This window comes from Pseudomonas sp. ICMP 460 (assembly GCF_002723595.1).
Taxonomy (GTDB): domain Bacteria; phylum Pseudomonadota; class Gammaproteobacteria; order Pseudomonadales; family Pseudomonadaceae; genus Aquipseudomonas; species Aquipseudomonas kitaguniensis.
In genome coordinates, this window is the sequence record NZ_LKBR01000016.1 from 101845 (window position 1) to 124908 (window position 23064).

General features: G+C 60.4%; 11 protein-coding genes. 6 read left to right on the top strand and 5 right to left on the bottom strand.

The window, feature by feature from the left end:
• Positions 1-57: 57 nt before the first annotated feature.
• Positions 58-2997 carry a bifunctional [glutamate--ammonia ligase]-adenylyl-L-tyrosine phosphorylase/[glutamate--ammonia-ligase] adenylyltransferase gene (gene glnE, locus AO240_RS13810; RefSeq protein WP_099236957.1) on the bottom strand — a complete coding sequence of 980 codons (2940 nt, stop codon included), beginning with the start codon at positions 2995-2997 and terminating at the stop codon, positions 58-60.
• Positions 2998-3379: 382 nt separating this feature from the next.
• Between glnE and aceE the strand changes: the two genes are divergently transcribed.
• From aceE to msrA, 4 genes are all read left to right on the top strand, one after another.
• Positions 3380-6025, top strand: coding sequence for a pyruvate dehydrogenase (acetyl-transferring), homodimeric type (aceE, locus tag AO240_RS13815; RefSeq protein WP_099236958.1), 2646 nt, complete (start codon positions 3380-3382; stop codon positions 6023-6025).
• An 11-nt stretch (positions 6026-6036) separates the two neighbouring features.
• Entirely contained in the window at positions 6037-7692 is a 1656-nt protein-coding gene (gene aceF / locus AO240_RS13820; RefSeq protein ID WP_099236959.1) for a dihydrolipoyllysine-residue acetyltransferase, read from the top strand.
• 1274 nt (positions 7693-8966) lie between these two features.
• Positions 8967-11660 (top strand): bifunctional diguanylate cyclase/phosphodiesterase, encoded by a 2694-nt coding sequence (locus tag AO240_RS13830; RefSeq protein ID WP_058415600.1) that lies wholly within the window; start codon positions 8967-8969, stop codon positions 11658-11660.
• A gap of 71 nt (positions 11661-11731) precedes the next feature.
• The gene (gene msrA, locus AO240_RS13835) at positions 11732-12379 is read left to right on the top strand and encodes a peptide-methionine (S)-S-oxide reductase MsrA (RefSeq protein ID WP_099236960.1); all 648 of its coding nucleotides are present in this window, start codon (positions 11732-11734) and stop codon (positions 12377-12379) included.
• 97 nt (positions 12380-12476) lie between these two features.
• On the opposite strand, the gene AO240_RS13840 is transcribed toward msrA, so the two are convergent.
• The 3 genes from AO240_RS13840 to AO240_RS13850 form a co-directional block, all read right to left on the bottom strand.
• The gene (locus tag AO240_RS13840; RefSeq protein WP_058415602.1) at positions 12477-13313 is read right to left on the bottom strand and encodes a 23S rRNA (adenine(2030)-N(6))-methyltransferase RlmJ; all 837 of its coding nucleotides are present in this window, start codon (positions 13311-13313) and stop codon (positions 12477-12479) included.
• 94 nt (positions 13314-13407) lie between these two features.
• On the bottom strand, positions 13408-14133 hold the full coding sequence (locus AO240_RS13845; protein WP_099236961.1) for a DUF4123 domain-containing protein: 726 nt from the start codon (positions 14131-14133) through the stop codon (positions 13408-13410).
• A gap of 15 nt (positions 14134-14148) precedes the next feature.
• Entirely contained in the window at positions 14149-16167 is a 2019-nt protein-coding gene (locus tag AO240_RS13850; RefSeq protein WP_099236962.1) for a type VI secretion system tip protein VgrG, read from the bottom strand.
• A 191-nt stretch (positions 16168-16358) separates the two neighbouring features.
• Between AO240_RS13850 and AO240_RS13855 the strand changes: the two genes are divergently transcribed.
• Complete coding sequence (locus tag AO240_RS13855) at positions 16359-16847, top strand: DUF2165 family protein (protein ID WP_099236963.1); 489 nt, start codon at positions 16359-16361, stop codon at positions 16845-16847.
• Positions 16848-16926: 79 nt separating this feature from the next.
• On the opposite strand, the gene putP is transcribed toward AO240_RS13855, so the two are convergent.
• A complete protein-coding gene (putP, locus tag AO240_RS13860) occupies positions 16927-18411 on the bottom strand; it encodes a sodium/proline symporter PutP (protein WP_099236964.1) in 1485 nt (494 codons plus the stop codon).
• Positions 18412-18872: 461 nt separating this feature from the next.
• On the opposite strand from putP, the gene putA reads away from it, so the two are divergent.
• Positions 18873-22826: a trifunctional transcriptional regulator/proline dehydrogenase/L-glutamate gamma-semialdehyde dehydrogenase gene (gene putA, locus AO240_RS13865; RefSeq protein WP_099236965.1), complete on the top strand. Its 3954-nt coding sequence runs from the start codon at positions 18873-18875 to the stop codon at positions 22824-22826.
• Positions 22827-23064 lie beyond the last annotated feature (238 nt).

A 23064-nucleotide genomic window follows, 5' to 3' on the forward strand; every position in this document is an offset into this window, starting at 1 on the left:
CCGCTTCCCCATAAAGCCGGTTTCCACATTAGATTGGCATCGCTCGATTCATCGGTTTCAGCTTAAACCCAGTTCATTCCAGATTCGCATCACTTGACGCCGTTCGTCGGCGAACTGGTCCCCGGCAACCGTGCCGGCCTCGTTTTGCAAGGCCTGGCGGTGCGCGGCGGAACGGTACGCTTTATACACTTCGCGCAGCAGATGAGCATCGGCGGCAGGCATCAGCCCGACCTGCTCCAAACCTTCCAAAATGCGGATATTGTCGGTGTAGCGCAGCAACGATGGATGTTGCGCAGACCACGCCAAAGCCGCGTATTGCACCATAAATTCAATATCGACGATACCTCCGGCGTCCTGCTTGAGGTCGAACACGGCCGTGGCTGCGAAGGCATTCGCCGCCGTACCCGCCGCTGTGCTCTTGGTGCCGAGGTTATCGCGCATCTTGGCGCGCATCTCGCTGACCTCCTGGCGCAGCTTCGCCAGGTCACGCGTGCGCCCAAGCACTTTGGCGCGCACCTGCTCGAACGCATGGCCCACATCCTGGCTGCCCACCAGCACCCGCGCACGGATCAAGGCCTGATGTTCCCAGGTCCAGGCTTCATTTTCTTGATAGCGGGCAAAGGCACCCAGCGAACTCACCAACAGGCCGGAGGCGCCGGAAGGTCGCAGGCGCATGTCCACTTCATATAACTGGCCGGAGTTGGTCTGGGTGGTCAGCAGGTGAATGATGCGCTGGCCCAGGCGCGTGAAGAACTGCGCGCCGTCGATCGGCTTGGCGCCGTCGGTTTCGGCCTGCGGGTCACCGTCATGGATAAACACCAGGTCCAGGTCGGAACCATGCCCCAGCTCGATACCACCGACTTTGCCATACCCGACAATCACGAAGCCCGGGTTGCACACGGTGCCGTCCAGCCGCTGCGGCGAGCCGTGGCGGGCCACCGTCTGGCGCCAGGCCAGGGCCAGCACTTGTTCGAGGATGGCCTCGGCGAGCCAGGTCAGGTAGTCGCTGACCTTCATCAACGGCAGGCTGCCGGCGATTTCCGACGCAGCGACGCGCAGCCGGTGGGCCAGTTTGAAGTGGCGCAGCGCCTCCATTTGCTGCTCAAGGTCATCCTCGGGGATGCGCGTCAGGCGTTCGCGCAGCTCGGCGGCGAGTTCCGGCGCCAAAGGCGGCTTGAACAGACGGCCTTCGTTGAGCAGCTCATCGAGCAACAGCGGGAAACGCGTGATCTGCTCAGCGATCCATGGGCTGGCGGCGCACAAGGTCAACAAGCGGCGCAGAGCGTCGGGGTTTTCGGTAAGCAGCACCAAGTAAGCGGAACGGCGGGCCACGGCTTCGACCAGTGGCAGTACGCGCTCCAACACCAGATCCGGGTTGGCGTGCTCGACGGCCTGGGCCAGCAGGCGCGGAATAAACGCATCCAGCCGCTCGCGCCCCAAGCGCTGCATGGCGCGCAATTGCGGGCTACCGCGCAAACCGGCGAGGGCTTTGAGCGCCTTGGCGGCATCGCTGAAACCCCCTTCGGCCAATTGGCGGCAGGCAGCGTCTTCGTCTTGCGACTCTTCCCACAACGGCAACCATTCACCGCCGACAACCATCTCGCTTTCTTCGCCCTCTTCTTCATCAGGGTCGGCAATGACCTGACGGAAGTGCCAGTCCACCCGGCCGCGCCAGTACATCAGACGCTCATGAAACGCGGCCCAGTCGGCGAAACCCAGCATAAACGCGATACGCGCCTGGTCTTCGGGGCCGTCCGGGAGCATTTGCGTCTGCCGGTCAGCAATCGCCTGGATCGCGTGTTCGGTGTAACGCAAAAACTCATAACCATTGCGCAACTCGGCGATCACCGCCGGCGGCAAATACCCTTGGCCTTCGAGCATGCCCAGCACCTTGAGCAAAGGCCGCTGTTGCAGGCTGAGGTCGCGCCCGCCGTGAATCAGCTGGAACGCCTGGGCGATAAACTCCACTTCGCGAATGCCGCCCGAGCCCAACTTGATGTTCTCGGCCATGCCCTTGCGCCGCACTTCCTGCTGAATCAACTGCTTCATGGTGCGCAGCGCTTCGATGGCGGAAAAGTCGAGGTAACGGCGATAAACAAACGGGCGCAGCATGTCGAGCAGTTGCGCGCCCGCCACTTGGTCGCCCGCCACAACCCGCGCCTTGATCATCGCGTAGCGTTCCCAGTCACGGCCCTGGTCCTGGTAATACTGCTCCAGCGCGTTAAAGCTCAGCACCAGCGCACCGGCCGAGCCATACGGGCGCAGGCGCATGTCAACGCGGAACACGAACCCGTCGACTGTCATCGGGTCGAGCGCCTTGATCAATTTTTGACCAAGACGGATGAAAAATTCCTGGTTATCCAGCGCGCGCTTCACGCCCACCGTGTCGCCACCCTCGGGGTAGGCGAAGATCAGGTCAATATCCGACGACAGGTTCAGCTCCACCGCGCCGAGCTTGCCCATGCCGAGGATGACCATGTGTTGCGCTTCGCCGCTGCGCCGACCGGTGGGCGTGCCGAACTGCAGGCAATGGCGTTGGTACAGCCATTGATAAGCCTGGTCGATGCTGGCATCGGCCATGTCGGAAAGGTCGCGGCAGGTTTGCACCAGATCGGCCTGGCGCGTCAGGTCGCGCCAGATTATGCGCACCTGTTGGCGCGTGCGCTGGCGACGCAGCACGCGGCCCAACTCATCTTCTGTTTCAGCTTGTTGCACGGCGCCGGCAATCTGCCCACACAGCTCGCCGGGCGCAAAGCCTCGGTCCAGCTCGCCCCAGGCCACCAGTTCGAGCAACATCACAGGGTCACGCAGGCTCTGTTCAATCACAAAATCACTGGCGGCGCACACACGCGCAAAATCGGCCCAGCGTTGCGGCGTCCACGCAGAAAGGCCATGATCGTCGTCCAGCGCGGCCACCGCTTCACGTAATGACTGCTCGGCTCGCGTCGCGAAAGGCACTAAAATAGCCGGTAATTCGGCCAGTGTTGGAAGGCTCATGGTCTATCCTTGATCGGCGCGTAAATGGCTTGTGGCGGTGAGCGCAAGACCCTCGCACGGTGATGGACTGTCGAACAAAGGTTATAAATAGCTGAAATTAAATTAATCTTGGCAGGCAACATCAAACTTTCACCTTTTCTTGTTCGCAAAAGATCAACAATAACGATTATGCTCACCAGCCAGACCGAGCCATACGCTCAGTCTTGTGTAGTTTTACTACTCGTATATACATTCGAAAGGCTGAAATGGCCGACGATTTGTAGTAAAACTACAGGACGCCGAAGCAACCTTCGGCCATCCAAGAATTTATGTCGTCTGCCCACAAGGCCAGTCGCAAACTCAGGCAGCCGATTCTGGTAGCCTTTCCGCCCTGGAGCAAGCCATGCAAGACCTCGATCCCGTCGAAACCCAGGAATGGCTGGACGCCCTGGAATCGGTTCTCGACAAAGAAGGCGAAGACCGTGCTCACTACCTGATGACCCGTATGGGCGAACTCGCGACCCGCAGCGGCTCGCAATTGCCTTACGCCATCACTACGCCATACCGCAACACCATCCCCGTTACCCACGAAGCACGCATGCCTGGCGACCTGTTCATGGAACGCCGCATTCGCTCGCTGGTACGTTGGAACGCCATGGCGATGGTAATGCGCACGAACTTGAAAGATTCGGACCTGGGCGGTCACATCTCCAGCTTCGCTTCCAGCGCAACCCTGTATGACATCGGCTTCAACTACTTCTTCCAGGCCCCGACCGAAGAACACGGCGGCGACCTGATCTACTTCCAGGGCCACACCTCGCCAGGCGTTTACGCCCGTGCGTTCATGGAAGGTCGCATCAGCGAAGACCAGATGAACAACTTCCGTCAGGAAGTCGACGGTGGCGGCCTGTCGTCCTACCCGCACCCTTGGCTGATGCCGGACTTCTGGCAGTTCCCGACGGTGTCGATGGGCCTTGGCCCGATCCAGGCGATCTACCAGGCACGTTTCATGAAGTACCTGGAAGCGCGTGGCTTCATCCCGGAAGGCAAGCAGAAGGTCTGGTGCTTCCTGGGTGACGGCGAGTGTGACGAGCCGGAATCGCTGGGCGCCATCTCCCTGGCTGGCCGCGAGAAGCTCGACAACCTGATCTTCGTCATCAACTGCAACCTGCAGCGCCTCGACGGCCCGGTTCGCGGCAACGGCAAGATCATCCAGGAACTCGAAGGCGTGTTCCGTGGCGCTCACTGGAACGTGACCAAAGTTATCTGGGGGCGTTTCTGGGACCCACTGTTGGCCAAAGACGTCGACGGTATCCTGCAACGTCGCATGGACGAAGTCATCGACGGCGAGTACCAGAACTACAAGGCCAAAGACGGCGCGTTCGTGCGTGAACACTTCTTCAACACGCCGGAACTCAAGGCGATGGTTGCAGACTTGTCCGACGACGAGATCTGGAAACTCAACCGTGGCGGCCACGACCCGTACAAGGTGTATGCGGCGTACCACCAAGCGGTTAACCACAAAGAACAACCGACCGTCATCCTGGCCAAAACCATCAAAGGTTATGGCACCGGTGCCGGCGAAGCGAAAAACACTGCGCACAACACCAAGAAAGTCGATGTCGACAGCCTGAAGTTGTTCCGTGATCGCTTCGACATCCCGGTCAAGGACGAAGAGTTGGAGAACCTGCCGTTCTTCAAGCCAGAGCCAAACAGCGCCGAAGCGCGTTACCTGAGCGAACGCCGCACCGCGCTGGGTGGTTTCGTGCCACAGCGTCGCGCCAAAAGCTTTAACATCCCGACGCCGCCACTCGATACCCTCAAGGCTATCCTGGACGGCTCTGGCGACCGTGAAATCTCCACCACCATGGCCTTCGTGCGCATCCTCGCGCAATTGGTCAAGGACAAGGAAATCGGCTCGCGTATCGTCCCGATCATCCCGGACGAAGCGCGTACCTTCGGTATGGAAGGCATGTTCCGTCAGTTGGGCATCTACTCTTCCGTCGGCCAGCTCTACGAGCCAGTCGATAAAGACCAGGTGATGTTCTACAAGGAAGACAAGAAGGGCCAGATCCTCGAAGAAGGCATCAACGAAGCGGGCGCCATGAGCTCCTTCATCGCTGCCGGTACTTCGTACTCCAGCCACAACCAGCCGATGCTGCCGTTCTACATCTTCTACTCGATGTTCGGTTTCCAGCGTATCGGTGACCTGGCGTGGGCAGCGGGCGACAGCCGTACTCGCGGTTTCCTGATCGGCGGCACCGCCGGGCGTACCACGCTGAACGGCGAAGGCCTGCAACACGAAGACGGTCACAGCCACATCCTGGCTGCGACCATCCCGAACTGCCGCACCTTTGATCCAACCTACGGCTACGAGCTGGCGGTGATCATTCAGGACGGCATGAAGAAGATGACCGAAGAGCAACAGGACATTTTCTATTACATCACCGTGATGAACGAGTCTTACCAGCAGCCAGCCATGCCGGCCGGTGTTGAAGAAGGCATCATCAAGGGCATGTACCTGCTCGAAGAAGACACCAGGGAAGCGGCGCACCACGTGCAACTGATGGGCTCCGGCACCATCCTGCGTGAAGTGCGTGAAGCGGCGAAGATCCTGCGTAACGAGTTCAACGTCGGCGCTGACGTGTGGAGCGTTACCAGCTTCAACGAACTGCGTCGCGATGGCTTGGCCGTAGAGCGCAACAACCGCCTGCACCCTGGCCAGAAGCCTGCACTGAGCTACGTCGAAGAATGCCTGAACGGCCGTAAAGGTCCGGTCATCGCGTCCACCGACTACATGAAGCTGTTTGCTGAACAAATTCGCCAGTGGGTCCCGTCCAAGGAATTCAAAGTCCTGGGCACCGACGGTTTTGGCCGCAGTGACAGCCGCAAGAAGCTGCGTCACTTCTTCGAAGTCGACCGTCACTTCGTGGTGTTGGCAGCCCTGGAAGCCTTGGCTGACCGTGGTGAGATCGAACCCAAGGTGGTGGCTGACGCCATCGTCAAGTTCGGGATCAACCCGGAAAAACGCAACCCACTGGACTGCTGAGGAGATTTTTTGTGAGCGAACTCATTCGCGTACCTGACATCGGCAGCGGTGAAGGTGAAGTAATCGAGCTGTTTGTGAAGGTCGGCGACACCGTCGAAGCCGACCAGAGCATCCTGACCCTGGAATCGGACAAGGCGAGCATGGAAATCCCTGCTCCCAAGGCCGGCGTGGTCAAGAGCCTCAAGGTCAAGCTGGGCGACCGTCTGAAAGAAGGCGACGAACTGCTTGAGCTGGAAATCGAAGGCGCCGCTGATGCGGCCCCTGCGGCAGCTCCTGCTGCCGCTGCAGCGCCAGCAGAAAAACCTGCTGAAAAGCCTGCCGAGGCCCCAGCGGCCGAGGCGGCTGCTCCGGCTGCCGCCGCCGCCAGCGTTCAGGACATTCATGTTCCGGACATCGGCTCGTCGGGCAAGGCCAAGATCATTGAGCTGCTGGTCAAAGTCGGCGACACCGTCGAAGCCGACCAGTCGCTGATCACCCTGGAGTCCGACAAGGCCTCCATGGAAATCCCGTCACCGGCTGCCGGCGTTGTGGAAAGCATCGCGGTCAAGCTGGAAGACGAAGTCGGCACTGGCGACTTTATCCTCAAGCTCAAAGTACAAGGCGCCGCGCCTGCTGCGGCACCGGCTGCAGCCGCTGCTGCGCCGGCGGCCAAGGCTGAAGCTGCACCGGCACCTGCCGCCGCTGCGGCACCGGCTGCAAAAGCTGAGGCTGCACCGGCCCCGGCGGCTGCCGCACCTGCGCCAAGCGGTGCCAAGGTTCACGCTGGCCCTGCCGTACGCCAACTGGCGCGTGAGTTCGGGGTTGAGCTGAACGCTGTGTCGGCCACTGGCCCTCACGGTCGTGTGCTGAAGGAAGACGTGCAGGTTTACGTCAAATCCATGATGCAGAAGGCCAAGGAAGCTCCGGCTGCCGGCGCTGCTACCGGTGGTTCGGGCATTCCGCCGATCCCAGTGGTGGACTTCAGCCGCTTCGGCGAAACCGAAGAAGTGCCGATGACCCGCCTGATGCAAATCGGCGCGTCGAGCCTGCACCGCAGCTGGCTGAACATCCCGCACGTGACTCAGTTCGACCAGGCCGACATCACCGACCTGGAAGCTTTCCGCGTTGCGCAGAAAGCCGTGGCCGAGAAGGCCGGCGTGAAACTGACCGTGTTGCCACTGCTGCTCAAGGCCTGTGCGCACCTGCTCAAGGAACTGCCGGACTTCAACAGCTCGCTGGCGCCAAGCGGCAAAGCGATCATCCGCAAGAAATACGTGAACGTAGGCTTCGCAGTCGATACGCCGGATGGCCTACTGGTGCCGGTAATCAAGAACGTCGACCAAAAAAGCCTGCTGCAACTGGCTGCCGAAGCGGCTGCACTGGCGGCCAAGGCCCGCGACAAGAAGCTCACCGCCGACGACATGCAAGGCGCGTGCTTCACCATCTCCAGCCTCGGGCACATTGGCGGCACTGGCTTTACGCCAATCGTCAACGCGCCGGAAGTGGCGATCCTGGGTGTTTCCAAGGCCACCATTCAGCCTGTGTGGGACGGTAAAGCGTTCCAGCCGAAGCTGATGCTGCCGCTGTCGTTGTCTTACGATCACCGCGTGATCAACGGCGCCGCTGCGGCTCGCTTTACGCAGCGCCTGAGCCAACTGTTGAACGATATCCGCACTATCCTGCTGTAATCAGCCAGCGGCCTCCCCCGCAATGGGGAGGCCTGGCTGCACCGATTTTCGAGCGCCACGCTCGTACCTCAACCCCGTCAATTGGCGGGGCTTTTTTTTGCCCCTAATTAATCCCACAAGCTGAACTTGCTCCTATCTACTACGAATAACCTATTGTTTTTTATTGAAATTTATCCAGTTTTTGGGCTTTTTGTTTTGAGTGCATATCCGTTATTGAGTTTATGGCTTATATCGGTTCCGCTCTTACAGCGGGTCACTTTTGAAAGGACCCAAAAGTAACCAAAAGGTCCTCGCCCCACCACTCGGCACCTCGCTTAGGCTCGGTGTGCCCTCACTCCGATATTACGGAGCGGGCCGCCGCGACGGGGCGTCCCTGCCCCGTCGCGGCTAAACCGGCGTCCTGCCGGTTTACCCGCTCCGTAATATCTGCGTTCGGCCAGCGTGGTTTAACGGGGCGCCTTAGATCAAGATCACAATCAAAAGCAGGCGGCCTGAAAGCCGACCCAATCTCCCAAGCAGAATGCATTCAATCTGTGGGAGGGGGCTTGCTCCCGATGGCGGTGGGTCAGATAAATATTTTTCAACTGACACACTGCTATCGGGAGCAAGCCCCCTCCCACAAAAAGCAAAAAAAGCAGATCTGCCGCGTATGCAAAACCCGCCCTTGATCTGCTTCAACCACTCAGGTCGGCTTTCAGGCCGCCGTGCTCTTGCTCTTGATCTTAGAAGCGCCCCGTTAAACCACGCTGGCCGCACGCAGGCTTGAATCCGTGGGTAACCCGGCAGGACGCCGGGTTAGCCGCGCTGGGCCAAGGATGGCCCATCGCGGCGGCCCACGGATTCAAGCCTGTGGGCGGGCATGCCGAGCCTAAGCGAGGCACCGAGTGGTGGGGCGAGAGCGTTTTGGTTACTTTTGCGCTCTATCAAAAGTGACTCGCTGTAAGAGCGAAACCGATACAAGCCATCCCCCAAAGAACGGATATGCACGAAAATCCAAAGAACACCCCAAGCCCGCTTGCTGCGCGACAGCGCCACATCAAAGATGCAGTAAAGCCCCCCACAGAAAGCAAATCCGATACGATTTTGCACCTGCGTCAATACGCCACCCATCACCTCGATTGCAGAAACCGCTCCAACTGCCGATAACACCCGTATAGCACTTAGCCTTCATCCTCTCTTGTCAGTCCGTGCTGCATGATGCAACCTTGCCGCAGGCGACAGTAAAGAGGGCGTGAGCCCGGCGCCGTGCGCATTTTCTCAAGCGAGTTTCCCCCATGAAAAGCCAACCCGATGTCGCCCGAATGGCGGCCGAGGTAGTGACGCAGTTACCGGTGCCCTCGCGCCTCGGTATGCTGCGTTTCGAGCGGCTTAATGAGGCAAGCTGGGCGCTGCTGTACCTCGACCCCAATTGCGAGCGCCAATTCGGCCTGTCCGCGGTTGAACTGTGCGCCCTGGTCGGTACCCCCTACGCCAGCCTGATGGAGCCCCAGGCGCGCTATCAGTTGCACGACACCATCCAGCAACAACTGACCCAGAGCCCGCATTACCTGGTGCGCTACACCCTGCACACCAGCGACGGCCCGTTGAGCCTGCTGGAAATGGGCGAGGCCTACAAACAACACAATCGTCACCTGCTGCGCGGCTACCTGATGGTTGTCGACGGGCTGTTCAGTGAAATCCCCGCAGCGGCCCCTACGGCCGACCTCGAAAACCAGAACAGCCGCCTGCAGATCGCTTTGGAACTCAACCAGCGCGCGCAACTGGAACAGTTGCAGCACCTGGAACGCGTGCGCGCCCAACAGGAGCTGATCCTGCTGCTGGCGCGCCAGCGCTACACCACGCCCAACTCGCTGCAAGAAGCCGCAGAGCTGATCACCCGCAGCGCCTGCGACATCTACCAGATTGATTGCGCGAGCATCTGGAACCTCGAAGGCGAGCGCCTGGTGCCGATCTCGGCGTACCACCGCACCGACCAACAGCACCAGTTGCCGGAAGCGATCGACGCGAGCAGTTTCCCGGACTACCTGGAAGCCCTGCATTCGAGCCGCGCAATTGACGCCACCCACGCGATGCGCGACCCACGCACCCGGGAAATGGCCGAAAGCCTGCGCGCCAAGGATGTACATGCGATGCTCGACGCGAGCATCCGCGTCGATGGCCAGGTCATCGGCGTGTTGTGCCTGGAACAAAGCGGCAGACCACGCGCGTGGCAGGCCGACGAAATTGCTTTTGCCGGTGAGCTGGCGGACCAGTTCGCGCAAGTCATCAACAACCACAACCGCCGCACCGCCACCAGCGCCCTGCACTTGTTCCAGCGCGCCGTGGAACAAAGCGCGAATGCCTTTCTGTTGGTCAATTGCGACGGTGTAGTGGAATACGTCAACCCCAGTTTTACCGCGATCACCCAGTACAGCGCCGAGGAAGTCCACGGCCACCGCCTGGCGCAACTGCCGGCGCTGGAGAACCTCAGCGAGTTGCTCTTCGACGCGCCTTCCGCCCTGGCCAAAAGCAATAGCTGGCAGGGTGAATTCAAGAGCCGGCGTAAAAACCTCGAACCCTACTGGGGCCAATTGTCGATTTCCAAGGTGTATGGCGACAACCGTGAGTTGACCCATTACATCGGCATCTACGAAGACATCACCCAGACCAAGCTGGCCCAGCAGCGCATCGAGCGCCTGGCCTACACCGACAACCTGACTAACCTTGGCAACCGCCCGGCGTTTATCCGCAACCTCGATGAGCGTTTTGCGCGCGACAGCGACCGCCCGATCAGCCTGCTGTTGGTCGACATCGACAACTTCAAGCGGATCAACGACAGCCTTGGCCACCAGACCGGCGACAAGCTGTTGATCAGCCTGGCCCGACGCCTGCGCAACAGTTTGAGTGCGAGTGGCAGCCTGGCGCGCTTTGCGAGTAACGAATTCGCGGTGTTGCTGGACGACACCGACCTGGAGAGCGGCCAACACGTCGCCAGCGAGCTACTGGCAACCCTCGACAAGCCGATGTTCGTCGACAATCAATTGATCAGCGTCACCGGCTCTGTGGGCCTGGCCTGTGCGCCGTTGCATGGCCGCGACCCGCAAACCCTGATGCGTAACGCAGGTTTGGCGCTGCACAAAGCCAAAGCCAACGGCAAACATCAGGTACAGGTGTTTACCGAAGCGCTGAACGCCGAGGCCAGCTACAAGCTGTTCGTGGAGAACAACCTGCGCCGGGCGCTGACCCAGAACGAGCTGGACGTGTTCTACCAGCCCAAGCTGTGCCTGCGCAGCGGTCGCTTGCTGGGCATGGAAGCGCTGTTGCGCTGGAACCACCCGGAAAAGGGCATGATCCGCCCCGACCAATTTATCAGCGTGGCCGAAGAGACCGGGCTGATTATTCCCATCGGCAAATGGATCGCCCGCCAGGCCTGCCGCATGAGCAAGCAGTTGAGCGCCGGCGGCCTGGGCAACTTGCAGGTGGCGATCAACCTGTCGCCCAAACAGTTCTCCGACCCTGACCTGGTGGCCTCGATCGCCACCATCCTCAAGGAAGAGCAGCTACCGGCCAACCTGCTGGAACTGGAGCTGACCGAAGGCCTGTTGCTGGAGGCCACGGAAGACACGCGCCTGCAGCTTGACCAACTGAAGAGCTTTGGCCTGACCCTGGCCATGGACGACTTCGGCACCGGCTACTCGTCGCTGAGCTACTTGAAGAAATTCCCCATCGACATCATTAAGATCGATCGAAGCTTTATCCACGAAATCCCGGATAACCAGGACGACATGGAAATTACCTCGGCAGTGATTGCCATGGCGCATAACCTCAAGCTCAAAGTAGTGGCCGAAGGTGTGGAAACCGCCGAGCAGTTGGCGTTCCTGCGGCGGCATCGCTGCGACGTCGGCCAGGGCTACCTGTTCGACCGGCCGATCCCCGGTTCCGAGCTGCTTGAGAAGCTTAAACGCTACCCTCGCGGGCCAATCGCCTGACAGCGCTGCAACACTGGGGCACACTAGTGCCCGACTTCTTACATTACTCAATCTGACTGAGAGGACTGATCATGGTCTTGCGCTCGGAAATTCTGGTGAACAAAAACGTGTTGCCTACTCAAGAACAAGCTTTGCCTGGCCGTGAAACCCCAATGGCGCTGCCGGAGACGCATTTCGTCAACGGCAACCCGCTGTTGGGCCCGTTCCTCGACGACGTCGGGTTTGCGATTTTCGGCCTCGGGTGTTTCTGGGGTGCAGAGCGCAAATTCTGGGAACGCGACGGCGTGGTCAGCACCGTGGTCGGCTACGCCGGTGGTTTTACCCCGAACCCGACGTACGAAGAAGTGTGCTCGGGCCTGACCGGCCACAGCGAAGTGGTGCTGGTCGTGTATGACCAGGCCAAAGTGAAATACGAAGACTTGTTGAAGATGTTCTGGGAACTGCACAACCCGACTCAGGGCATGCGCCAGGGCAACGACATCGGCACCCAATACCGTTCGGTGATCTACGCCACCACGCCTGAGCAACTGGCGGCGGCGCAGGCCAGCGCCGAGACTTATCAAGCCCAATTGAGCAAGGCTGGCTTGGGCGAAATCACCACGGAAATCGCCGAGGCGCCGACGGTGTTCTTCGCCGAAACGTACCACCAGCAATACCTGGCGAAAAATCCGCAGGGGTACTGCGGGATTGGCGGCACAGGCGTGACCTGCCCGATCTGAACATCGGAGGTTTAAGCGGCAAGCTACAAGCTACAAGCAGCACGTGTTGCGCCCGGCTTTTAGCTTGTCGCTTGTCGCTTAAAACTTGCCGCTGCTTTCATTCAGCAATGAGCCAATCCATCTGCCACCCGCCTTGGGTCTGGCCAAGTTTTTTGGACAGCCACGGCAGCAACTCACGCAACTCCTCCTCCAAACCCCACGGCGGGTTGGCAATCGCCAGGCCCGAACCGGTCAGGGTGTTGGGTGTGTCCAATGGATGCACCAGCAATTCCACGCGCAGTAACTTCGGTGCACCGGTGCCAGCCAGGTCCTGGTAGAAACGGCGCAGCAGGCGCTGGTCTTTCACCGGGTACCAGATAGCCGCCACGGTCTGGCGCATACGGCTGACGGCTTCCTTGAGCGACGCCGCGCAGCGTTGCATCTCGTCGAGCTTTTCAAACGGCGGGTCAATCAGCATCAATGCGCGCTTTTCCGGCACCGGCAGCAAGGCACGCGGCACATGCCAGCCCTCGCCCAAGTGCACTTTGACGCGACGGTCGCCTTTCATATTGTCCTTGAGCAGCACACCGTCTTCCGGGTGTTTTTCATTGAGCAATACACGGTCCTGCGGCCGCGTGAGGCGGCGCGCCAGTTCCGGCGAACCCGGGTAGTAGCGCAACTGGCCATCCGGGTTCATCTCATGCAGCACGCGCAGGTAGTCGGCGGTCAGCGGCGGCAGGTCGTTCTCGCCCCAGAGGCGCGCGATGCCTTCGAGGTATTCACCGGTGCGGTTCGCCTGATCACCCTGCAGGTCATACAGGCCAATGCCTGCGTGAGTGTCGAGGTAGGCGAACGGCTGCTCCTTGCGCGACATCAGGGCGATGAGGCGGGTCAAAGTCAGGTGTTTGAAGACATCGGCATGGTTGCCGGCGTGAAAGGCGTGACGATAATTCATGGTTGCTCCTGCGCAGGGGGCGAAGTTTACCTTCTACCGGAGCAAAGGTGCAGGGCTGCGTGTCGGGCAATGCTGATGGCCGCGGGTGCCGGGCTCAACTCAACTCGCCGGCCAGGTAGCCGGCCAGTGCGGCAGGGCTGGTATCCGCGCCGCGTGCGAAGTAGCTGACCTTATGCTGCAAGGTCGCCGCCGTGAAGGCCGTGTAAAGGTCGGGGCGCTGTTCTTCGAGCCATTGCAGCAGGTTGCCGACCAGCACCTGCGGGGATTGCTCTGCCATATGCGCTAATAACGCGGTAGGCACCCGCCACCACGGGCTGGCTTTGGCGGCAGTCACCGGGCCAGTCGCAACCGTCAGCGGTTGACCATTGATCAAATACCGCTGGAACACCGGCAACACTTTGCCCGCCTCATCACCCAGCGCCTGTAACATCGGCAGCCACTGAGCGCCATCCCAGAAACGCAAAAACACCTCTTGGTCATCGGGCATATACACCTTGGTCAACCCTTGCAGGTGCGCAATCACCGCTGCCTGCGGGCTGGAGGAGACTGCGAGCCAGCCCCAATCCGTCGACTCGGTGGTGGCTATCCAGTCGAGAAAAGCACTGCCGGGCTCGATGACGCCGACGCAGGGCATCACTTCACTCCACGCGGCATAGGCCGTGCCTGCCCAGATTGGCTGCGGCGGCGTTCCAGCGGCCATGGCCTGCCAAGCGGCCAACGGCTGGGCATCGCTGGCACTGCTCAGCAGCACAAACATCTGTTCATAGGGCTGCAACGGGTAGCGTGCGAGCCAGGCGCCGGGAAACAAGGTGGACTGCATCGAGACAAATTCCTTTTAGGTTGGATTGGCAGACGTGCCGCTGACATCGCACTGCCCGTTCTTGCAGCGCTCACACTCTTCGCAGAACGGCGCAGCGCGCTTCAGGCTGGCCACTTGCACCCGGCTTAACGGTGCGGGAATGACCGCCAACAGCTTTTCCTTTACGCCTGGCATCAAGGGCGCTGCGGCGGGTGCCGGCGCACCGCCCAGCTGGATGGGCACGCTGCTGAAAATCCCACCCGCCGACAGCGTGATCGACTGCCCACCGGCCTGAATCGTCACGGTCGCGCCCGCATCAATCACCACGCTTTGCCCGGCACCGATCTGAATCGTCCGACCGGCGCGCATCTGCTGCGAACCGCCGACCACCAAGTGATCATCCTGCTTGAGTTCGGTCAGTCGGTTGCCATGGGTGATGCGTTGCTCTTCACCTTGCAGCTCATGGTGCGACTCGCCGCCCACCGTCACCCGGCGCAGGTTATCCACCTGCACCTGCTGGTCATGCAACACGTGCTGGGTCCAATCGCGCTGGGCACGCAGGTAGATTTCTTCGGCACCCTTGCGGTCTTCGATACGCAATTCGTTGTAGCCACCACCACCCGGGCTGCTGTGACTGCGCAAAATGCTGCGGGTCTTGTCCGCCGGCAGATCGAGCGGCAAGGGTGTCGCCGCGTTGGGCAGGCAGCCCATCACGAGCGGCATGTCGAGGTCGCCATTGACGAACCCCACCAGCACTTCCATGCCGACTCGCGGAATCAGTACCGAACCGTAGCGGTCATGCGCCCAGGCACTGGCGACGCGTAACCAGCAACTGGAATCATCGTTGTGCTGCCCGCTGCGGTCCCAAGCCATCTGCACCTTGACCCGCCCATATTCGTCGCAATGAATCTCACTGTCGGCAGGCCCTGTGACGACTGCATTCTGGTAGCCCGATATGTGCGGCCGCGAGATGACAAGCGGCGTCCGAAACGGCACATCCCAAGGCGTTGCGACAAACGCGTTGCTGTAGCCCTGAGTCAATTTATCGCCATACGCGTCAGGGGTGGACTCCTCCAGCACTTGAGGCTGGCGCCCCGAATGCTGCAACTGAGTGATCAACCATAAGTCGTTCCATTCCTGACGCGGGTGCCCGGCCATTTTCAGGTACTGCCCGCTGACCAAGGCAGGCTGGTCGCTATGACCATGGGCCTGGCGAAAGTCGCTGCGATGCCGCTCCAACACACGTTGCGCCAGGTATTTGCCATGATCGCGATCGGAAAAATACCCCGGGTAGCCTTGTTCATTTAACGCGGGGAGCTGCTCGCCGGATACCGCGCTTTCCAACACCAGGCGCGGCTTCTTGAAATCGTAGTCCCGCAGGTTCACACCGGTAGGTCGGGTTTCCAGCCGCAGCATAAAGCGGCTGATGGCAGGCACGTCGGCAACCATCCCGGCGCCGGGGGCGTACGCAGTGGTTTGCTCAGGCTGAGCAAACACGCTCTGGTCATCACCAAACACCAACAGATGACGCTCGGGGCTGTGCTGGAAGTGATAGTGCATGCCCGACTCGACACACAAACGCTGAATGAAGGCCAGATCGGTTTCGCCGAACTGAACACAGTACTCACGCTCGGGATATGCCCCGCTCAGTTGAAAGGTGAAACCATCACTCTGCATACCCTGAGCTTGCAGCACCAACGCAACGATCTGTGGCACTGTTTTTTTCTGGAAGATGCGCTGATGAGTGCTGTGTTGCAGATAGGCCAGTTGCGGCACCAAGGTGATCTGGTAGCGGGTCAAGCGCTTGCCGGAATCGCCTTGCGCTACCCGATACACCTGACCGTGAATGCCATGACCCTGCGTATCGAACCCTAAAAACGCCTGACGGTGAATCAGGCTGTCCAGGTCCAAATCGGGTTGCTCGCTGACCAGTTCAACGTCAAAGCGAAAGGGCTGGCTAATGAACTCGTCACCCGTGAACTCATACACTTTGAGCTCACTGGGTTGCCCGTCGAGGGTCAGGTTAAAAGCACTTTGATTAGCAGGAGCGAACATCCGGTGTTTCTCTGCGAGGCTGGGCGGCCGATTCTGCACCCGCTGCCTGCCGATCTGGGCGCGCCGTTGGCAAATCAGTAAAGTCCTACACCTTGATTGCCGAATTCCTGGTTCAGCCGAGTCGAGCGGCAGTCGTGCGCGTGCTAGCGTTAAGGCGCCTCTACTCACCTCCACGGACACCTGGAAAAAGCATGACCACACGCTATGCAAAAATAATCCTGACCTTGGTCCTTGCGGCCTTCGCCACGCTGGTTGCGTTCAACAACATCACGGACTACGGCTCCAACTTCGCCTTCGTCAAACACGTGTTGAGCATGGACACCACGTTCCCCGGCAACGCCGCCCTGTACCGTTCAATCACCACGCCATGGCTGTGGCACGCCGCCTATGTGCTGATTATCCTGGGAGAGGCGCTCACTGCAGGGTTGCTGGCTTGGGGCGCGCTGTCGCTGTGGCGCGCACGGCACGCTGGCGGTCTTGACTTTAACCGCGCCAAAGCACGCGCTACCACCGGCCTCGTCCTGGGCTTCGGGGTGTGGTTTTTTGGTTTTATGGTGGTGGGCGGGGAATGGTTTCTGATGTGGCAATCCCATCAGTGGAATGGCCAGGAAGCGGCATTCAAGTTCTACATGGCGATTCTGGGCGTGCTGATTTTTCTTAATCAACCGGATACCGACTGAGCAGCCCACAAAAAAAGGCCCGCAATCCGTAGGACGCGGGCCTTTTTTTCAGCTCAGCGGGCACTCGGCGCCCGACGAATTACTTGTTGAGGTTGTAGTCTTTTTCCGCCGCATCAAAGCGCTCGACCATACCCGCAGTCGGTGCGCCCAGCTTGCTCACGAAGAAGATCGCCAGGCTGGCGAAGATGAAGCCCGGGATGATTTCGTACAAGCCGAACAGTTCGAAGTGCTTCCACACGATCACAGTGATGGCGCCGATCAGGATGCCGGCCAGTGCGCCGTCGCGCGTCATGCCTTTCCAGATCACCGAGATCAGCACCACAGGACCAAACGCGGCACCGAAACCGGCCCAGGCGTAGCTGACCAGGCCGAGCACGCGGTTTTCCGGGTTGGCGGCCATGGCGATGGCGATCAGCGCGACCAGCAACACCATCAGGCGGCCGACCCAGACCAGCTCAAGCTGAGAGGCGTTTTTGCGCAGGAAGGTCTTGTAAAAGTCTTCGGTCAGGGCGCTGGAGCACACCAGCAATTGGCAGCTCAGGGTGCTCATCACGGCAGCCAGGATGGCTGACAACAACACACCCGCGATCCAGGGGTTGAACAGCAGCTTGGCCAGCTCAATGAACACACGCTCGTGGTTCTCGTTCACAGGCCCCGCAACTTCCGGGTGCGCGGCGAAATAAGCGATACCGAAGAAACCCACGGCCACCGTACCGGCCAGGCACAGGATCATCCAGGTCATGGAAATGCGCCGAGCCTTGGCAATCGACTTCACCGAATCGGCGGCCATGAAGCGCGCCAGAATATGCGGCTGGCCGAAGTAACCCAAGCCCCAGCCCATCAGCGAGATGATGCCGATGAAGCTGGTGTTTTTCAGCATGTTGAAGTTGTCGGGGTTCTTCGCTTCGATGGCCAGGAAGGCAGTGTCGATGCCGCCGGTGGCCAGCAGCACGATGATCGGCGTCAGAATCAGCGCAAAAATCATCAGCGTGGCTTGTACGGTGTCGGTCCAGCTTACGGCCAGGAAACCGCCCACAAAGGTGTAGGCAATCGTCGCTGCCGCACCGGCCCACAGCGCAGTCTCGTAGGACATGCCGAACGTGCTTTCAAACAGACGCGCGCCGGCGACGATGCCGGATGCGCAATAAATAGTGAAGAACACCAGAATCACCACCGCAGAGATGATCCGCAGCAGGCCGCTTTTGTCTTCGAAACGGCTGGAGAAGTAATCCGGCAGCGTCAGGGCGTCGCCGTTGTGTTCGGTCTGTACACGCAGACGGCCGGCCACGAACAACCAGTTCAGGTAGGCACCGACGATCAGGCCGATGGCGATCCAGCTTTCCGACAGGCCGGACATGTAGATTGCGCCGGGCAGGCCCATCAACAACCAGCCGCTCATGTCCGAGGCACCGGCTGACAAGGCGGTGACCACGCTGCCGAGGCTGCGACCGCCGAGGATGTAATCGGAAAGGTTGTTGGTGGAGCGATAGGCCATGAAGCCGATCAGCACCATTGCTGCGATGTAGATCACAAACGTGATCAGGGTGGGATTACTAACGCTCATAAGAGTGACGCCCTGGCTTTGTTTTTATGTAGCAGCGGTCTACCCGACGGCCACCCGTTGTTAACCGGGTAGACGAAGCGGCGTGCCGTGCATTTATGACTGGCGTTTCCCCAGGAAAGCCGCCAGCCGATGAACCGAACTGCTCAAGCGGTTGCACCTTTGTCGCGAATGCTATTCAACAAAGCAAATAAGGTGCAACCAGTTTCTTGAGAATAAGTTGCACCTAAGTGTGTTTTGTACCAAACGACGCATTTTTGCTCCTTTTCGGAGCAAGAACAACCGCACTCAGAAGCAAACGCACCAAACAGTTGCGAATTTTATCCAGGGCCGAAATTTTTCCTGTTTACCGTCGAAAATTTCATGAATAAAAAGGGTTGCACCCAGTTGCACCTCTGCATGCGCAAAGCTAATCTTGCCGCCAGCAGATGCCACTCGGTAGTGGCACCCATGAGGATAAAAAGATGGCAACGACCACCCTTGGGGTCAAACTTGACGACCCAACCCGCGAACGCCTGAAGGCGGCCGCGACCTCGATTGATCGCACGCCGCATTGGCTGATCAAACAGGCGATTTTCAATTACCTGGAGAAACTCGAGGGTGGTGCAACCCTGACCGAGCTCAATGGCTCGGGCAGCAAGGACGCGGAAGAGGCGAGCGATACACAGCCCGACCACGCCCACCAATGCTTCCTCGAATTTGCCGAGAGCATTCTGCCGCAATCGGTACTGCGCGCCTCGATTACCGCCGCTTACCGCCGCCCGGAGCCGGAAGTGGTGCCTATGCTGATCGAGCAAGCGCGCCTGCCGCAGCCGATGGCTGAAGCGACTAACAAGCTGGCCGCCTCGATTGCCGAAAAACTGCGCAACCAAAAGAGCGCCGGCGGCCGTGCCGGTATTGTTCAGGGCCTGCTGCAAGAGTTTTCCCTGTCGTCGCAGGAAGGCGTGGCACTGATGTGCCTGGCCGAAGCGCTGCTGCGCATCCCGGACAAGGGCACCCGCGACGCGTTGATCCGCGACAAGATCAGCACCGGCAACTGGCAGCCGCACTTGGGCAACAGCCCGTCGCTGTTCGTCAACGCCGCCACGTGGGGCTTGCTGCTGACCGGCAAACTGGTGGCCACGCACAACGAGGCCGGTTTGACCTCGTCGCTGAGCCGCATTATTGGCAAAAGCGGCGAGCCGATGATCCGCAAGGGCGTCGACATGGCCATGCGCCTGATGGGCGAGCAGTTCGTGACCGGCGAAACCATCGCTGAAGCCCTGGCCAATGCGAGCAAGTTCGAAGCCAAGGGCTTCCGCTACTCCTACGACATGCTCGGTGAAGCCGCACTCACCGAACACGATGCACAAAAGTACCTGGCCTCCTACGAGCAAGCCATTCACTCCATCGGCAAAGCCTCGCACGGCCGCGGGATTTATGAAGGCCCGGGCATTTCCATCAAGCTCTCGGCACTGCACCCGCGTTACAGCCGCGCCCAGTACGAACGCGTGATGGATGAGCTGTACCCGCGCCTGCTGTCGCTGACCCTGCTGGCCAAGCAATACGACATTGGCCTGAACATCGACGCCGAAGAAGCCGACCGCCTGGAGCTGTCGCTGGACCTGCTCGAACGCCTGTGCTTTGAGCCGCAACTGGCGGGCTGGAACGGCATCGGTTTCGTGATCCAGGCGTACCTGAAACGTTGCCCGTATGTGATCGACTACCTCATCGACCTCGCGCGCCGCAGCCGCCACCGCCTGATGATCCGCCTGGTTAAGGGCGCGTACTGGGACAGCGAAATCAAGCGCGCCCAGGTCGAAGGGCTGGAAGGCTACCCCGTGTACACCCGCAAGGTGTACACCGACGTGTCCTACATCGCCTGTGCACGCAAACTGCTGTCGGTGCCGGAAGCCATCTACCCGCAATTTGCCACGCACAACGCCCACACGCTGTCGGCGATTTACCACATCGCCGGCCAGAATTATTACCCCGGCCAGTACGAGTTCCAGTGCCTGCACGGCATGGGTGAACCGCTCTACGAGCAAGTGGTGGGCAAAGTTGCCGATGGCAAGCTGAACCGTCCGTGCCGCGTGTATGCGCCGGTCGGCACTCACAAAACACTGCTGGCCTACCTGGTGCGTCGCCTGCTGGAAAACGGCGCCAACACCTCGTTCGTCAACCGGATTGCCGACCAGTCCATCTCGATTCAAGAGCTGGTGGCCGACCCGGTGGCCAGCATCGAGCAAATGGCCACGCTCGAAGGCGGCTTCGGCCTGCCGCACCCGCGCATCCCGTTGCCGCGCGACCTCTACGGGAGCGACCGCGCCAACTCGGCCGGTATCGACATGGCCAACGAACACCGCTTGGCGTCGCTGTCGTGCGCGTTGCTGGCCACCGCGCACACCGACTGGAAAGCCGCGCCGATGCTTGGCTGCGCGTCCAGCACCCAGCCGGCTGCCCCGGTGCTGAACCCGTCCGACCTGCGTGATGTGGTTGGCCATGTACAGGAAGCAAGCGTCGAAGACGTCGACAACGCTCTACAGTGCGCGATTAACGCCGGCCCGATCTGGCAGGCCACCCCGCCCGCCGAGCGCGCGGCGATCCTGGAACGTGCCGCCGACTTGATGGAAAGCGAGATTCAACCGTTGATGGGCCTGCTGGCGCGCGAAGCCGGCAAGACCTTCGCCAACGCCATCGCCGAAGTGCGTGAAGCGGTGGACTTCCTGCGTTATTACGCCGTACAGGCGCGCAACGATTTCACCAACGACGCCCACCGCCCACTCGGCCCGGTGGTGTGTATCAGCCCGTGGAACTTCCCGTTGGCGATCTTCAGTGGCCAAGTCGCCGCGGCACTCGCCGCCGGTAACCCGGTATTGGCCAAGCCTGCCGAACAGACGCCGTTGGTGGCCGCGCAAGCCGTGCGCATCCTGCTCGAAGCGGGTATTCCCGAAGGCGTGCTGCAATTGCTGCCAGGCCAGGGCGAAACTGTCGGTGCGCGACTGGTCGGCGATGATCGCGTCAAAGGCGTGATGTTCACCGGCTCCACCGAGGTGGCGCGCCTGCTGCAACGCAGCGTCGCCGGTCGTCTGGATGCTCAGGGCCGTCCAATTCCGCTGATCGCCGAAACCGGTGGCCAAAACGCGATGATCGTCGACTCTTCGGCGCTGACCGAACAAGTGGTCATCGACGTGGTGTCGTCGGCCTTCGACAGCGCCGGTCAACGTTGCTCGGCACTGCGTGTGCTGTGCCTGCAGGAAGATTCGGCTGACCGTGTAATCGAAATGCTCAAGGGCGCCATGGCCGAATGCCGCTTGGGCAACCCGGAGCGCCTGTCGGTAGACATCGGCCCGGTGATCGACGCCGACGCCAAGGCCGGCATCGAGAAACACATTCAAGCCATGCGCGACAAAGGCCGCACGGTGTACCAAGTGGCGATTGCCGACAGCGACGAGATCAAGCGCGGCACCTTTGTAACGCCTACCTTGATCGAACTGGAAAGCTTCGACGAACTGCAACGGGAGATCTTCGGCCCGGTGCTGCACGTGGTGCGCTACAAACGCAAAGAGATCGACCAACTGATTGCGCAGATCAACGCGTCCGGCTACGGCCTGACCCTGGGCGTGCACACGCGTATCGACGAGACCATCGCCAAGGTGATCGACAACGTCAATGCCGGTAACGTCTACGTCAACCGCAACATTGTCGGCGCCGTGGTCGGCGTGCAGCCATTCGGCGGCGAAGGCCTGTCGGGCACTGGCCCGAAAGCCGGTGGCCCGTTGTACCTGTACCGTCTGCTGTCGACGCGCCCGACAGATGCAATCGAACAGTCCTTCGTACGTGCCGACAAGTTGGCCGCACCGGACGTGCGCTTGCGTGATGCCATGAGCCAACCGTTGAGCGCCCTTGGAGCCTGGGCCGACAACCATAAGTTCAGCGAACTGAGCGCCCTGTGCAGCCAGTTCGCCGCGCAGTCGCAAAGCGGTATCACCCGCCAACTGGCTGGCCCGACCGGCGAGCGCAACAGTTACGCGATCCTGCCGCGCGAGCACGTGTTGTGCCTCGCAGACGTGGAAGGCGACCTGCTAACGCAACTGGCGGCGGTGCTGGCGGTAGGCGGTTCGGCGGTATGGCCGGAAACCGAGCTGACCAAAGCCGTATTGCCACGCCTGCCCAAAGACATTCAGGCGAAGATCAAGCGCGTGGCTGACTGGACCAAAGACGATGTGCTGTTCGACGCGGTCTTGCACCACGGCGACTCCGACCAACTGCGCGCGGTGTGCCAGCAAGTGGCCCAGCGTGGCGGGGCCATCGTTGGCGTGCAGGGCTTGTCGCAAGGCGAGACGGCGATTGCGCTGGAGCGCTTGGTGATCGAGCGTGCCTTGAGCGTTAACACCGCTGCGGCGGGCGGTAATGCCAGCCTGATGACCATCGGCTAACTGACTAAATGCGATAAAACTGTGGGAGGGGGGGCTTGCTCCCTTCTATCAAACTGCAAATAACCTAGTGTTTTTGCGATTGAAATTTATTCAGGCTTGTGACTTTGGTCTTGGGTGCATATCCGTTATTGAGGTTATGGCTTGTATTGGTTCCGCTCTTACAGCGGGTCACTTTTGAACAGCGCAAAAGTAACCAAAACGCTCTTGCCCCACCACTCGGCACCTCGCTTAGGCTCGG

What these genes read in the sequence shown, in the direction of transcription:
- glnE (WP_099236957.1), bottom strand. Translation starts at nt 2,997, where the DNA reads ATGAGCCTTCCAACACTGGCCGAATTACCGGCTATTTTAGTGCCTTTC.
- aceE (WP_099236958.1), top strand. Translation starts at nt 3,380, where the DNA reads ATGCAAGACCTCGATCCCGTCGAAACCCAGGAATGGCTGGACGCCCTG.
- AO240_RS13830 (WP_058415600.1), top strand. Translation starts at nt 8,967, where the DNA reads ATGAAAAGCCAACCCGATGTCGCCCGAATGGCGGCCGAGGTAGTGACG.
- msrA (WP_099236960.1), top strand. Translation starts at nt 11,732, where the DNA reads ATGGTCTTGCGCTCGGAAATTCTGGTGAACAAAAACGTGTTGCCTACT.
- AO240_RS13840 (WP_058415602.1), bottom strand. Translation starts at nt 13,313, where the DNA reads ATGAATTATCGTCACGCCTTTCACGCCGGCAACCATGCCGATGTCTTC.
- AO240_RS13845 (WP_099236961.1), bottom strand. Translation starts at nt 14,133, where the DNA reads ATGCAGTCCACCTTGTTTCCCGGCGCCTGGCTCGCACGCTACCCGTTG.
- AO240_RS13850 (WP_099236962.1), bottom strand. Translation starts at nt 16,167, where the DNA reads ATGTTCGCTCCTGCTAATCAAAGTGCTTTTAACCTGACCCTCGACGGG.
- AO240_RS13855 (WP_099236963.1), top strand. Translation starts at nt 16,359, where the DNA reads ATGACCACACGCTATGCAAAAATAATCCTGACCTTGGTCCTTGCGGCC.
- putP (WP_099236964.1), bottom strand. Translation starts at nt 18,411, where the DNA reads ATGAGCGTTAGTAATCCCACCCTGATCACGTTTGTGATCTACATCGCA.
- putA (WP_099236965.1), top strand. Translation starts at nt 18,873, where the DNA reads ATGGCAACGACCACCCTTGGGGTCAAACTTGACGACCCAACCCGCGAA.